General features: G+C 57.7%; 6 protein-coding genes and 5 pseudogenes. 5 read left to right on the top strand and 6 right to left on the bottom strand.

The annotated features are described in order from the left end of the window. Positions 1 to 160: 160 nt before the first annotated feature. The 3 genes from AC6JBC_RS13575 (at position 161) to AC6JBC_RS13565 (ending at position 3,710) form a co-directional block, all read left to right on the top strand. Positions 161 to 709, top strand: coding sequence for a cupin domain-containing protein (locus tag AC6JBC_RS13575; RefSeq protein ID WP_449470430.1), 549 nt, complete (start codon positions 161 to 163; stop codon positions 707 to 709). Between the two features lie 183 nt (positions 710 to 892). Beyond that, entirely contained in the window at positions 893 to 1,960 is a 1,068-nt protein-coding gene (locus AC6JBC_RS13570; protein WP_449470428.1) for a hypothetical protein, read from the top strand. Between the two features lie 346 nt (positions 1,961 to 2,306). Then, the gene (locus AC6JBC_RS13565) at positions 2,307 to 3,710 is read left to right on the top strand and encodes an aminotransferase (protein WP_449470426.1); all 1,404 of its coding nucleotides are present in this window, start codon (positions 2,307 to 2,309) and stop codon (positions 3,708 to 3,710) included. 490 nt (positions 3,711 to 4,200) lie between these two features. Here AC6JBC_RS13565 and AC6JBC_RS13560 read toward each other — a convergent pair whose 3' ends face one another. The 4 genes and pseudogenes from AC6JBC_RS13560 to AC6JBC_RS13545 all read right to left on the bottom strand — a co-directional run. Continuing rightward, positions 4,201 to 5,448 (bottom strand): SGNH/GDSL hydrolase family protein, encoded by a 1,248-nt coding sequence (locus AC6JBC_RS13560; RefSeq protein WP_449470424.1) that lies wholly within the window; start codon positions 5,446 to 5,448, stop codon positions 4,201 to 4,203. A 513-nt stretch (positions 5,449 to 5,961) separates the two neighbouring features. Continuing rightward, a pseudogene (locus tag AC6JBC_RS13555) lies at positions 5,962 to 6,162 on the bottom strand (Hsp70 family protein); the annotation flags it as partial. Positions 6,163 to 6,703: 541 nt separating this feature from the next. Then, positions 6,704 to 6,943: pseudogene (locus tag AC6JBC_RS13550) on the bottom strand (transposase); the annotation flags it as partial. 13 nt (positions 6,944 to 6,956) lie between these two features. Then, positions 6,957 to 7,095, bottom strand: a pseudogene (locus tag AC6JBC_RS13545) (IS3 family transposase); the annotation flags it as partial. Between the two features lie 861 nt (positions 7,096 to 7,956). Here AC6JBC_RS13545 and AC6JBC_RS13540 point away from each other — a divergent pair. After that, complete coding sequence (locus AC6JBC_RS13540) at positions 7,957 to 10,101, top strand: TonB-dependent receptor (protein ID WP_449470423.1); 2,145 nt, start codon at positions 7,957 to 7,959, stop codon at positions 10,099 to 10,101. Positions 10,102 to 10,413: 312 nt separating this feature from the next. On the opposite strand, the pseudogene AC6JBC_RS13535 reads toward AC6JBC_RS13540, so the two are convergent. Both AC6JBC_RS13535 and AC6JBC_RS13530 read right to left on the bottom strand, forming a co-directional pair. Continuing rightward, positions 10,414 to 11,000: pseudogene (locus tag AC6JBC_RS13535) on the bottom strand (transposase family protein); the annotation flags it as partial. A gap of 257 nt (positions 11,001 to 11,257) precedes the next feature. Next, positions 11,258 to 13,387: a TonB-dependent receptor gene (locus tag AC6JBC_RS13530; protein ID WP_449470421.1), complete on the bottom strand. Its 2,130-nt coding sequence runs from the start codon at positions 13,385 to 13,387 to the stop codon at positions 11,258 to 11,260. 640 nt (positions 13,388 to 14,027) lie between these two features. Between AC6JBC_RS13530 and AC6JBC_RS13525 the strand changes: the two are divergent. Then, a pseudogene (locus AC6JBC_RS13525) lies at positions 14,028 to 14,258 on the top strand (integrase core domain-containing protein); the annotation flags it as partial. Between the last annotated feature and the right edge of the window lie 166 nt (positions 14,259 to 14,424).

Here is a 14,424-nt window from a genome sequence, read left to right as displayed (position 1 = left end):
CTTCACTTGGGCGGGGCAGGTAATAAATAGCTCCTGCAAAATGATGTTATAAAATTGCGCGGGGAGTAGAATGTGGTGAGCAGGAAGCTCGAAAGCGGCGCGCAATCCAGATAGGAAGGCAGTGTAACAGCACTATTTCGTCTCGTAGCAGGAAACAGCCATGCCAAAAATCGGAGAACATTTGCGCGAACTGCGCCGTCGGCGCAACCTTGGGATCCGCGTGGTGGCAGCGAGATCGGGCCTGTCACACTCGACAATTTCATTGATCGAAAGGGACCGCATGAGCCCTTCTGTCGACACTTTGAATGCAATCCTTGAATCGCTCGGGACCACCTTAAGCGGCTTCTTTATCGACTTTCAGCCCCTACTCGGTCGCCAACCTTTCTACCGCGCGGCAGATCTCGTGGAAATTGGAAGAGGCGATGACATTTCATTCCGTGTCGTGGGAGCCGATTTCCCAGATCGCAACATCCTCGTCATGCACGAGCGATATGCGCCGGGCGCGAATACGGGTGAGACTTTCTCGCACAAGGCACAGGAATGTGGGATCATCATTTCAGGGGCGATCGAGCTTACCGTGGGTGAACAAACGGCGGTGCTTAAGGCGGGCGATGGATACTATTTTGACAGCACTGAGCCGCACCGTTTCATAAATGTTCATGACGGCGTCAGTGAAATCGTTAGCGCAGTAACGCCGCCTACATATTGAGAGGCGGAACAGCGTGCGATCCGAACCCGTCTCAGTCGTCTAACACGGCTCTTTTTCGGTGAGAATTATCACCATCGACGGACCGGAATCTTGCGGGGGCGAGAATTATGGACGATCCATAGTGCGCGCCTGATCAATGCCTCACCGCGGGATCGTCTCCCTCGCCTTATCGAAAGCACAGTCATGAACGTATCGCTGTCTAACGGCCGAAATGACACTTTTCTTCGACCGGTTGCCGAGCCTCAGATCATCGAGAATGCCTTCACCGAAGACCAGCGCACCAGGCTGTTCGACGTCCTGCGCCGTGAAGGCCCCTGGTCGCTGATCCTTGCGCAGGAATTCACCTCGCCCGAACAGGTCATCGCCGCCACGTCCGGCTCACTGCCAGAGGGGGTCGAGGTCACCTGGGACATGTTCCTCAGCCCTGTATTCCGGGCAACGCTGGGACAAGGCCATGCCAGCCTTTATCCCGAGATCGAAGACTGCTTCCTCAATACCAAATTTCTCGATCTGGTCAGAGGCTACTGGCAGGCCAAGTACGCTACGCCGAACCTGATGCTGGTCAATATCCAGGGACCCACAGAAGCGGGCGGCCCGCCGCATGTCGATGGCACTGATTTCCGCGGCATCAATTACCAGAATTCACCGTCGTGGCTGATCGGCATCATGACCAAGTCCGGGTTGTTCCGGCGCTGGCAGGCCAAGAAGGCCCAAGTGCTGACGTGGTACTACAAGGGCCAGATCGGCGGCGGCTTCACCTACTGGCCAGATGGCCCTTCGGGCCAGCCCAAGCAGCTATACGCGCCGATGTGGGGTCGCGCTGCGGTGGTGGAAAACGAAGTCATGTATCACGGCGCCAATGCCTGCGGTCCGGAAGATCAGCGCCGGGTCGATGGTCTGGCGATCAATTCGGTCATCCAAGGTGATCCAGGATCGGATGGATGGCGCATCACCACGGACGAAAAGGTCGTCCACCGCCTGTCAGCAGACGAGACGCGGCTGCTGGTCCACTGGGGCGCGGATATCTACATGGACATGACGGAGATGAAGGTTGCGCTCGACCACAGCGACGATCTGACGCAGGAGCAGGTGTTCGACATCTTCATCTCCGACCTTCGCGCCAAGGGGCAGCCGTTCCAGATGCCCAATGATCCGCTGAACGATCCGGCGTTCACGATGCTGCTGAACAATATTTACGATCCGGGCCTGCCCACGATCATGCCTCCGGAATATGGCATGGCGGCAGAGTAAGTCATCGAACTCGACCTCCAAGTGCAGCCCTCTTGGGCGCGCCGGGAGGTCGACGTACAATGGCATTTTGCAAGAAAGGGGAATTCCCCCGTTTGCCAAGCCGTTGACCGGCGATCGCATGAAGGGCTGCAGATTTCATCAGGTTGGCGCCATCATTGGCAGGCCGGTTTCATCCCATCGGCCCGTATGCGGCGACCGGAGGCCTGCCGCTGATCATTGGGAAAAAGCGTCGCTAATCCGAACACGACGCCCCCACTGCCAATTAGTTTTATCGACAAGCCATCGTGAGCGGGGCCGAGCCAACACCGACCGCCTTGAACATTCTATCACCGAAAGACGACCAGACATGCGCAACCACACAGCGAATGCCGCCAGCGACATTGCGGCACATCTACATTCGTTTACCAACCTAGCTGCGCATCCGGAAACGGGCCCATTCACCGTCACGCGTGGTGACGGCGTCTTCGTGGAAGATGATCAGGGGAACCGCTACCTTGAAGGCGTGTCGGGATTGTGGTGCGCGTCGCTCGGGTTCAGCAACGCCCGCTTGGCCAAGGCTGGTAGTGACGCCTTGTACCAGATGCCATATTACCACACGTTCAATGGGCGATCGAACCCAGCCGCAATCGTGCTTGCAGAGAAGCTGATTGCAATTGCGCCCGTGCCGATGTCGAAAGTGTTCTTCGCCAACAGCGGCTCGGAGGCGAACGATACTGCGGTGAAGCTCATCTGGTATTATCACAACGCCATTGGGAAGCCCGAAAAGAAGAAGATCATTGCCCGGCGCAATGCGTACCACGGTGTGACCGTGGCCGCGGCGAGCCTGAGTGGGCTCGTCAACAATCATCGCGACTTCGATCTTCCGCTCAGCAATATCTTGCACACGGATTGCCCGCATTACTTCCGCTATGCCGAACCAGGTGAAAGCGAGGAAGACTTCGCCACCCGCCTTGCAAATAGTCTCGAAACGATGATCCTGAACGAAGGCCCTGAGACCGTTGGCGCTTTCATTGCTGAGCCTCTAATTGGCGCGGGTGGGGTTCTTCCGCCACCGGCCACATACTTCGACAAGGTGCAAAAAGTTCTCGCGAAATATGACGTGCTGTTCATCGCAGACGAAGTCGTATGCGGTTATGGACGCACTGGCGAGATGTTCGGGTCGAACACCTACGGCATTAGGCCGGATATCCTCACCACCGCCAAAGGCCTGTCCTCTGGTTATGCACCAATTTCTGCGGTGCTGATAAACGAGAAGGTCTACGCCGCAGTTGCAGCCAATAGCGGCAGCATCGGTATCTTTGGCCACGGCTTCACCTATTCGGGACATCCGGTGAGCTGCGCCATCGCGCTCGAGACATTGAAGATTTACGAAGAAGATGATGTTGTTGGTCATGTGAAGGCTCTGACGCCCCGATTCCAAGAAGCGCTTCGCGGGTACGAAGGGCGCAAGTATGTTGGCGAAGTACGTGGCATCGGCCTGATCGGTGCTATCGAACTATACGCCGACCCTGCAAACCGCATCTCATTTGACCCAGCGATGAGGGCTGGCACCCGCCTTGCCGACATAGGTCTGACGCAAGGACTGATCGTGCGCGCGCTGGGTGACACGATCGTCTTCTGCCCACCCCTCGTCATAACGTCGGACGAGCTCGACGAACTCTTTGCCCGGTTTGAGCGCACCATGGATCTCTTTGAAAATAGCATTGGCCAGGAGCAGCGCATGGCTGATAGTTCAATCGCACCAGCCTGAGCGGCGCTAGCTGATTGCATATGAGCGCCATAAGCTGACGGATCGCCCCATTACTCGCTCGCGTGTGGCGGGACCAAATCCTGATAAGCCCATGACACTTCCCCCCCGGACCACAACGGCGCGGGGGGAGACGCGCGCGGGGAGACGACCCCACCTTGCCGTTCTGTCGCCAATTCTCGATGCGCAACTCCGGATAGTCGGCTATTCGAACGGTCACGTCAAAGATGGCCGGCTTTTGAATGTCGCATTCGGAGAAGCGGAGGCAGGAAAGCGGCCGCTCGCTGAAATGAATTCCACTGACTGCTGCCGCCCAACTCAAGCCGTTCAGCGGCCCGGCCAGTAAACAGCCGTTTGTGTCCAGCGAGAGCCTCATGGGATTTAACGCCTTCCAGACCAGCAAGCGTTCTTCAAAGGGCCAATCTGGCCGCTAGAAAATGACCATGGAGCCCGCCGGGTTCTGACGCTTCCTGCCGAAGATCACCGGAACTGCCTAATTTAGGAGCGGCAAGGCGACTGCATCCGCCATCACCTTGTAACCGGCGGCATTGGGGTGAAGGTGATCACCGGAATCCAGATCCTGGCGGAGGTAGGAGGGCCTTTGCGGATCGCGGGTGGCGGCATCAAAGTCGATCACGGCGTCCGGTTCGTTCGAACTACGCATCCACTGATTTGCAGCTTGGCGGATCGCTTCTTTCTCTGGCGTATAATAGTCGGCCCCGGCAAAGGGCATGATGGTGCCCATAATGACTTTGACCCCCTTCACATGTGCCCGGGCGATGATCTGGCGATAGCCTGCAATAAGATCTGCGACATCCAGTGGTGGATTTTCGCCGTACATTGTTCGTCCGGACAGGCCGATGTCATTGATGCCTTCGAACAATATGATGTGCGTCACACCTTTTATATTTAGAGCATCCCGATCGAGGCGAGAGAGCGCAGATCTACCGAATCCTGCAGCCAGCACCCTGTTGCCGCCCAATCCGGCGTTCAGGATAACGGGCGCGGCACCTGACTTGCTGTAGTCCAGACGGCGCGCCAGCTCTTCGGGCCAACCCCGCGTAGCTCCCGGCGTGCTACGATTTCCATCCGTGATAGAATCCCCCAGCGCAACGATGACGCGATGAGAATGGCTGGACAGCACCATCGCTCCGCTAACAAGGGGCCGCCCAGAAACAAACTGAGGATTTTCCAGACTTTCGTTGCCGGTCTGGTCTCCCGGTGCGACACTCATCAGGGTTGAACCGAATGGTTTGAGTTGAAGCGGCTCCGCGAGCATCGTGCTAACCACCAGAGCCGTACCCTCGGAAACCGGCAGATCAACGGGGTCACTCAGCAGCGGCGCCCCTACAGGAACCATCGCGCTACGCCGTCCGCCAAAGGTCAGCGGACGCATGGAGCCTTGAACCATGTCGAATCCATCGCCGGCACGTCCCACCGTCGCGGCCGTGAGCGACAGAGGAGATGTGCCCTCTTCATTGGAAATCCTGATGCGAACCTGATTGCCGCCCGCGACGACGGCGAAACGGACCCGGATCGTGCCACTGACCGGCGGACGCTCCGTCAGAAATGATTTGGCAGATTCCGGCAGCTCGATGTGCGGCGGCAATTTCAGATCATAATCGGCGGGGCTGGATTGAAAAGCATCAACCCATGCCCCTTGCCTGGCAAAAGCAGTAGAGGCGAACGATAAGGCAAGCAACGACAGCGCAAATGCGCGTTTGGTTTCAAAACCGCCCATCAGATACTCTCCAAAATACAACGGGATGATGTCACGCTGTGTAATTAAAAAATGGAACCAGCCATACAGGATGGCTGCTCCCGAGAGGAGATGATCATAGAAATAGAGCCGGCGCGGTGAGCGCGGGCGGCAATGCCGACAATTAACGTTGCGCGGGTTCCTACTGACATGACCTCTCTCCGCTTTACAATAGCACCGCTTCTTGGAGCTATCTTAATGGAGCCACCTAGCTCTCAGGGTCCGCCTATGGCCGAGAAATGCGATCCAAGACGTGTGTCGGCGAAGATCGAGCTTCGGGCGGGCCCCGATGACAGGGTAAGTGACTGGCTGGCGGGGTGAAAGCTGCAAAGACCGTTGTTAGCTATGCGCATCCCGCATATCTAAGGTGGCTGCCCTCTAGCAATTCACGACAGCGACCCGCCAGTGCTGAACATCTAGACTGGAAAAGGGGACCGGCAGGAGCCAGGAATGGCGCGCAGCGGCCATCCGCGCTGTCGCAACCAGGACCACTATTCAACCCTGCGCTATTTCATCTTCACTGCTTGCGGTCCATTCAGCGATGCTGGCCTCCTGACCGATCAGTGCAAGGCCGTGGGCGATGGAGGTCAACTCATTGCCACGCGCAATGTGGCTGGCGGCGAAGGGTTCCTCAAACAAGCGGCGGACGGCGGCGATCAATGAGGAGCCGCCGGTCAGGAAGACATGGTCTATCGCACCCGTGCCGATGTCGCGCGTCCATCAGCGCGCATCTCGTATCCCGCCGAACCAGCCGGAAGCTAAGTCCCCATAGGATAACCTGCTGGAATCGCGGGTTCCTGCATGGAAGGCTTTCGTACGCAAGCGCCCGAAACCCTTCACCTTTGTCGCCGTTCAGGGACCAATTTTCGAGCCTCAGGTGCAGATCTTCCGATTTCCGGCCGCTCTCGACCTGAGCGGGGCACTCAAATCCGATGACACGACGTCCGACCCTGATTTAGGCTGCCGATCATTGTTGCTTCGTTGCGATGGTTCAGCCGCCAGGGAAGCGTCGGTCAGCGCCGACCTTGGAGGCATTCACTGCCTGGAAGGTCCCAGCGGGTCTTATCGACGATATAGACGAGCCGGAAGGTGCCTCGGTTCGATTGCGCATTGCGCAGAGGGACGTCGCCAAGCGCGATCCCCCAAATGCGGTCGAGCCGAACGCGGGTGCTGAAGAATAAAAAGAGGGCCGACCTTAGGTCGGCCCTTCAGGAGTTTCTTCTAGAGCGGTTTTCGATCAGTCTGGATCATAGCCGCACGAGCTGAAGTAGTTGGCACATTCGGCGGGCTGGAAGATGTCGACGAGCCTGCCGATGAGGCCCCAGAGGCCGCTGACGGTGCGCTCGCCTGCTTTTCGGAGCATGGCCTTGAGGCGAGAGAAAGCCTTCTCGATCGGGTTGAAGTCGGGGCTGTAGGGCGGCAGGAAGCGCAGCGCTGCCCCTGCCGCCTCGATCCGGTCGCGGACAGCGGGGCGCTTGCCCAAGCGGAGATCACCACCCCCTCTCGCCGCAGCAGGATGTGCAGCCGACGATAGCCAAACCGGCGGCGCCGCTGCGCAAGCTCACGCAGCTTCGACCGAAGGTCGGCATCATTTTCCCGCTGTGACCGGTAGCGCATGCTCTTCCGGTCACGTCAGAGTCCATCTTGCTGGCGGGTGCGGCCATTTTGCCGACGCACGCCTAGGCACAAGCGCCGGCAAGCGACAGATACGAAAGCCGGGGACCTAACGGACATTATGGTCACGGCCTCCGAGACCGAAGAGCGGCTCCAGGGTGCGGCGGTTGCAGTGACCGCACCCGGCTCAGAGTAACCTCAAGCCCAATCCATGGTCGATCTGCGCGACGTGGTCCCGCTTCACGCTCAAGGTCTATTTCTCAAATATCGGTTCGGCCAGCCCCCACCAGGCGGCTGTGTTCATCCGTGACATCGGCCAGGCCGAGGCGATGATTACAGGCGACCGCCTGGGCGGCAGCGGCGGCTGGGGTGTTTGGACGCCCAGTTTGGGCTCGCCTACAAAGTAGGGTCGCGACTGAGGCTCCGCCCCCAACGACATTATTTAGAATTGAAATTGCACTCGTAGACATAGAAGTTTGAGAATTCTCGAAAGGGCGTGGTCCCGATCGACGCTTTGGCGCCGCCGAACGCACGCCTGTCTTGTTGCGCCCTTGATTGAAAGCAAAGGCGATCAACGTGCACCAGGCAGAGCAAGCCGATGGCGACCGCCGAGTAACCCCGGCTTCCTTAGTTCCGGTCAAGCCGGAGAAAGACGACGTCAAGAGCGGAACGTATTTATTATGTTGACAGGACTATGATATGAGTGTTCTATATCAAGCAGAATAACTACCTATTGGGGGAGACCGGTCGATGTTGATGAATCAAAGGAGCTTTCGCTCAGTCCTTCTTGCGAGCGCTCTGCTCCCGTTCACCGCGACGGCGGCGTTCGCGCAAACGGCGCCAAACCCCGCGTCTGCAGCGTCCAGCGCTGCAGACGTGAGCGACATCATCGTCACGGCGAACCGCCGGGCGGAGCGGCTTCAGGACGTGCCCATCAGCGTCACCGCCATCAATGCGGGCACATTGCGGGACCGGGGGGTCAGCAATCCTCAGGAACTCACCAAGCTGGCGCCCACCCTCACAACTCAAAATGGCGCCGCGAACGCACAAGGCACCAATTTCTCGATCCGAGGGGTGGGGACGTCCAGCTTCCAGCGGACGATCGAGGCCAGTGTTGCGGTCGTTGTGGACGACGTCACCCTGATCCGCCCGGAGATGGCGGTGATCAACTTTGCCGATCTGTCGCAAGTGGAGGTGTTGAACGGTCCGCAAGGCATGCTGTTCGGCAAAAATGCCTCTGCCGGCCTAGTCAACATTCACACGAATGATCCGAAAATCGGTGTCACAGAAGGACGCGTTTCCAGCGAGTACGGCCTGCTCAATACCGGAAATGGAACCTCGCTGTTCCAAGTACGAGGCATGGGCAACCTTGCCCTCTCGCCTAATTCGGCCGCGCGCATAAATTTGTCTTACGTTCGGAATACGCCTATCTTCGAGAACCTCGGTCCGAACACCGCCGCGGAGGCCGGGCTGGAGCAGGTGGGCGGCAACCTAAAATGGGCATGGAAGCCCTCCGATCGCCTCTCGATTCTCTTCGGAGCCGACTATCTGGACTCGCGCGGACAGGGTGCCGGTTTGGCCAGCTTCCGTTCGATCGCTCCGGGAAGCCCGGCACAAGCGATCGTCGACGCCGTCGGGATCGAGGCTGGCCCCCGCAACACCCAGTTCGCCAACGATGCACCGCTTTTCAATCACGTGAAAGTCGGCGGCGCGCAGGTTAAGCTCGAATATGAATTCGACAGCGGGCACACAATCACGAACATTTTGGCTGCTAGGGCGTTCAGTGTTGAGCAAGCGTTTGATGGGGACGGCACCCAGATAAGCCTGGCCGAGCTTTTTAGCGAACCGAAAAAGTTCAAGCAGCTTTCCGATGAACTTCGTATCGCATCGCCCGTGGGCGGGGCTTTTGACTACCAAGTTGGTCTATTTTTTCTTAAAGGCCGCGTCTCCCAAGGATATCATCTTGAAGCCAGTCTTGGCCAAACACCGCCGCCCGGTTTCACCACGATATTGGGTGGCACCGGCTACCAGCGCCAGTTGCTCGGCAGTTATGCTATATTCGGACAAGCTTCTTATCGGCTGACCGATGCATTGCGCTTCACCGCTGGCGGCAGGCTCACATATGATACAATAGACATGCTCTACCATTCGGAAGCAAATGGATCGGTGATGCAACTGATCCCGGCGTCACCCGTCATGACCGCCAACCGCAACAATACAAATTTCTCGTGGCGCGGGACGCTGCAATATGATCTGACTCGCGACTGGATGATCTATGCGACTGCGGCTCGCGGTTACAAGGGGCCCGGCTTCTCCCAATACACGTCGACCTATGTTCGGCCTGAAATTTCCGACCACATCGAGCTTGGAAGCAAGTCCCAGTTTTTCGATCACAAACTTACGCTCAACGCATCGGTATTCCAGACCAAATTCCGTGACTTCCAGGCGCAAGTGCTTAATCCCGCAACGATCTCGTCCGTTGTCTTGAACGCCGGAAAATTGCAGACCAGGGGCGCGGAACTTCAGCTCGCTGCCGATCCACTGCGGGGCCTTACCCTCAGCGGCGGCGTCGCCTACGTCGATGCCCACTTCGTTTCGTTCACTGGTGACCTGTGCTATCTTGGCCAACCCGATTGCGTGGGTGGCGTCACTGACTCATCGGGGCGGGTCCTTCCGAACGCGCCCAAGTGGAAGGGGACGGCGGCGATGCAGTACAAGCATCCAGTCTCCGATCGGCTGACCGCGACATTCAATGCCGCCGTTTCTGCTCAGTCCGGAATCAACTTCGCATCGAACGGCAACCCCGCCACCGTGCAGAAAGGCTACACGACCCTGGACATTGGGGTAGGGCTGACCGGCGACGATGGCCGGTGGACATTGAGGGCCTTTTGCCGCAATTGCACCGACACCCGATTTGTTACCTCCGTCTCAAGTAACGCGCTATTTCAGACGGATTACGCCCAAAGCATGGGTTATCAGTCCTTCAGACAGATCGGAGCAGCGCTGGATTTCGCGTTCTGAGTATGTAGGGACGAGCTGCTGACGACGGGCCGATGCCGCGCAACATCACTAGTTGCGCGGCATCGCTTGGTGACCGGGGCTGGGCGTATGACGGCGGCGACGCCAACCGTATGCGGTAGATTGTTGCCCACCTTTTCCGCCGTCCTATACTTTTCATCCGGGCCTTGCACCCCGATATCCGTTCGGGCCTGACGGAAAAGAAAGGGAGAGCCCACTCTGGCTCGGTCCCTCAGCGACCGGCATAATCGATCCGACCCCTTCCGCCTGGTCCGGGGTGGCGACCCTGGATCAGGCATCGCATCATGACCCAAAGAAGGCGAGCATCACGAGCGAGACGTGGCGATGCCAGCCATGACATGACCGGGTTTCGTCGTGATCGAGGCCAAGCTCGTTCTTGGCGGCCTCGAAGCTGTCTCGATTGCCCAGCCACGACCTCGACGGAAACGAGCGTCTGGATGTCTGTCCCTGCGGGCACCAGGTTGTGAAGAATGCAAGATCGCCGTCGCCCATATTGCGGCGGATCAGAAGCCGCGGGTCCAAACCCCGACTTCATTTCATCATATTCATCAGCTTCGAGGTCGGCGAGTTCACAGTAAAGCGCAGTCGTGAAGCTGTGCGCCTTTGGTGCCTTCGCGGACGGAGAGGCGCAGCCAGACATCGGGAGCAAGAGCATTAGCGATCTCCTCCGCTTTACCGGCAACCATGGGTTTGCCCGCCAGAGCCGAAGCTGGCTCGGTGGCGAAGGCTACATTTTCTGGAACATGGGTCGCGGCAAGCTTTACCGGATCGCCAACCCAAAGCTTCGGTAAGATGGGCTTGCGGTTCGACATGGGTTTGATACAGGCCCAGGCGCCACGCGCTGCGAGAGTAGCGCGCATGGCACTGCCGTCGTAGGTCCGGTCGGCCAGCATGACACAGCCTTCCCCAAGGTCTTTGAACAGATCTTCTGCCATGGGACAAACTCCTGGGTCTAAGCAATCAACTTCTCCCACAGGGACCATTACCGCCAGCCCGAAGGCGTTAGTCGAGCGTCAGCGAGTTCGTTCAATCCCGCTTATGGGCATGCGACCGAGTAAAAAGAAAAGAGCGCGGCGGCCATCTGGCACGCTGCGCTCTGGCAGGTCATAAATAATAATTGTTCAATCGCGCTTGAAGCTTAGAAGCCCACGTCGAGCGCAAGGCCAAGTTGGCGGAAGCCCCCATAGCTCAAGTTCTGGATATAGTCGCTAGCGAAAAACGGATGGCCCTGAACTGTAGCGACGTAGCGGCGGTCGGTACAGTTGCGGCAGAAAGCGCGGAGGCTCCAATTGCGCGCGGTCGGGGTCAGGGTAACGCCCAGATCAAGCGCCGTATAGCCCTTCTGTATCGAACTGGGATCTGCGTTCGACAGGAAATTATAGGAGGATTGCGATGTCACGCCAACATTGAAGATGGCGGCGAAATTGTCACCCAATGGTTGTTCGTAGCTTATGTCTGCGATTGCTTTCCACTTTGGCGCGTTCGGCAGTCTACGACCAGAGGAGTCGGTCGCGCCATTCACGCAATCGACTTGTCCCACATAGCAGGTGTCCCCCTTGAAGGAGATGAAGCGGGCATCTGTATAGGCGACGCTGGCGTTGAACGTAAGGCGGGATGTCGGCCGTGCGATGACCTGTATTTCCGCGCCCCGCGTGCGCAACTTACCCGCATTCTGCAACAGGAACGACAGCGTCGTGAAATCGATGCTCTGGGCCTGGAAATCCTTAAAGTCCGTATTGTATGCTGACAGGTTGACCGTCAACTTGCGATCGAAAAACTGGGCCTTCGACCCGATTTCGAAATGGGTCGAAATTTCGGGCCGCACGTAGGAGAAGGAATATTGCGCATAACCTGGCCCCTTATATCCGCGCGCGGCGGTGCCATAGATCATCCAGTCGTTGTTCAAGTCATATTGCAGCGTTGCGCGCCCCGACAAGTTGGTTTCACTACGGGCCTGCTGGCGATCAGGAGCGACCGGATACAAGGATAACGCGCCACCGCCTGCTGTATTTTCATAGCGCATATTGATGGTTTCATGGGTCAGACGAGCGCCTGCGGTCAGGCGCAGCCTGTCCGTGAAGCGATAGGTGCCCTGGCCATAGACGGCATAACTGCCAAGCTTCTGGCGCCAGAAGCTATCGCTTCCCAGCACGGTCGCGAAGCCTGGGGGTGGCGTTTGACCCAAAGATGCCGCGAGCAGATTGTCCTCCCGCACTCGCGCCTTAAGCAGAAACAGTCCGGCCTGATAGTCGAATTTTCCTCCCGCGGGGGAAGCGAGGCGCAGTTCGTTGGAAAATTGATCGGTAGTGATGCCGCCGCCGAATACCTGTACCAGGGGCAGAGGGCTATAGTCGGCGTCAAACTGCTGGGACGTCTTGAACCCACGGTAGGCCGCGATGTTCGTGATAGTCAGGCCGCTATCCAGTTCATAGGAAATCTTGGCTTGAACCCCGCCGACCTTTAGGTTGTAGAAGGTCGGTCCATCATAGGCGCTCTTGGAATTGTTGGTGCCGGGCGTGATGCCGAGCGTGGGAAGCAATTGAGCCAGAGGACTGGCGGACGCGACACTGCGGAAACTCGCGACGCCGCCACCCGCACCGCGGGAATCCAGATAGTCGCCCGCCAGCAGCACGGTCAGGCGGTCCGTAGGCTTCCACAACAGCTTCGCAGATCCGCCGACCTGCCGCAGGCCACCATCGAAGTCGGAATTGGGCACGACATTCTTCTGAAGCGATGAATTCTTGACGTAGAAGCCGTTGATTCTTGCCGCCGCGTCGTCAGACAGCGCCAGGTTGGCTATGCCCTGCACACGGAATAATGATGTGTCGTTGGCGTTATCCAGCTGGCCATATTCCGAAAAGATGCGGCCAGAATTGGTCCCGATCACCGGATCATTGGTTCGGATGTTGATAAGCCCCGCGGATGCATTCTTGCCAAATAGAAAGCCTTGCGGTCCGTTCAGGACTTCAACTTGAGCAAGATCGGTGAAATTAATGACACCCAGTTCCGAACGGATCAGGGTCACATCGTCCAAGACGACAGCGACGCTGGGCTCAACTGACCTCTGGAAGCTGGAGGTGCCGACACCGCGTATGGAAAAGTTGGTCCCTTGGGCATTCGCTGCGTTATTCTGGGTAACGAGGCTGGGCGAAATGCGGCTCAGATCTTCCGGATTCTTGACGCCGCGCTCGCGAAGCGTCTCGCCGGCGACGGCGGTGACGGTGATCGGAACGTCCTGAAGCCTCTCCGACCTCCTGTTTGCCGTCACGATGATGTCTGCACTAGACGGGCGGGAATTTTCAGCTGCGGTAGCTGCTTGGCCTTCTGAAGCCCCGCCCTCCGTACTCGAAGATATTGGCTCAGCCATTGCAAAAGTCGGCAGCAACGTGCCAGCCGCGGCAGCGCATAAGATGCTAGTGCGCAATCTCATAAACCCTCTCCCACTTTTATACCAGATTATCATACAATGGAATTTAGTTTCTGTCAACATATTCGATGGAATGGATTTCATGTTACCGGCAGGCTGCCGCCGCATTCAATCACTTGACCATGGCACGATGGTAAATATATTCCCCAATAAGCAATATGCCGCATCGACACCCGCCTCGGGTAAGGTCCACCCATTGATTAGATCAATCGAGTAAGGCGCAAGGGCCACCGGGGTAGGTTGCTCTTTATATGAAAGCGTTATTGCATATAACCACATAGTAGGAATTTACATTCTACACGAGATCGATGGTCGTCTGGGCGAGACAGGCTCGATGTGCAACTCGGAGAAGTGCAAGTGGCACAGGCCGGCAACGCGCGCTATTTGATGGAAACGAGGATGTCGAATTACCGAAATAAGACTGGAACAAGAGATTACAGCAGGCATCGGCGCCGGGAACAGTATAGCCTCAGCCTCAGCCCATGGCCTGCGTCCATCGATGATCGGCAAGGGTAATTGTTACGACAATGCCTCCGTCGAGATGTTTTTCAAATCCCTGAAAGCGGAACTCATCTGGCGGCAGCGCTGGCCAACGCGGCATCAGGCGAAAGCTGCCATATTCCAGTACATCAATGGTTTCTACGACACCCGTCGCCGCCATTCATATCTAGGCGGCATCAGCCCGCTCGCCTCCGAAGCCAAGGTGGCTTAATGAGATAGGTGACCGGCACAAAACCGGTACATCTGTGGACGCCCCTTCAGACGCAAGCAGAAAATTGGGTTCGGCGCGTAGTCGGATGCTGCCATCTGTCCGGCCTCATTTTGCAGAATGTACTGCAGGCCTGTATGGGAGTTCGCGGGTCAAATCCAAATCAAGT

The organism is Sphingobium sp. RC1, from assembly GCF_059738765.1.
This window is presented reverse-complemented; position numbering and strand designations above follow the sequence as displayed.

Coding starts and splice junctions, on each gene's coding strand:
- AC6JBC_RS13565 (WP_449470426.1), top strand. CDS start 2,307: ATGCGCAACCACACAGCGAATGCCGCCAGCGACATTGCGGCACATCTA.
- AC6JBC_RS13560 (WP_449470424.1), bottom strand. CDS start 5,448: ATGGGCGGTTTTGAAACCAAACGCGCATTTGCGCTGTCGTTGCTTGCC.
- AC6JBC_RS13575 (WP_449470430.1), top strand. CDS start 161: ATGCCAAAAATCGGAGAACATTTGCGCGAACTGCGCCGTCGGCGCAAC.
- AC6JBC_RS13570 (WP_449470428.1), top strand. CDS start 893: ATGAACGTATCGCTGTCTAACGGCCGAAATGACACTTTTCTTCGACCG.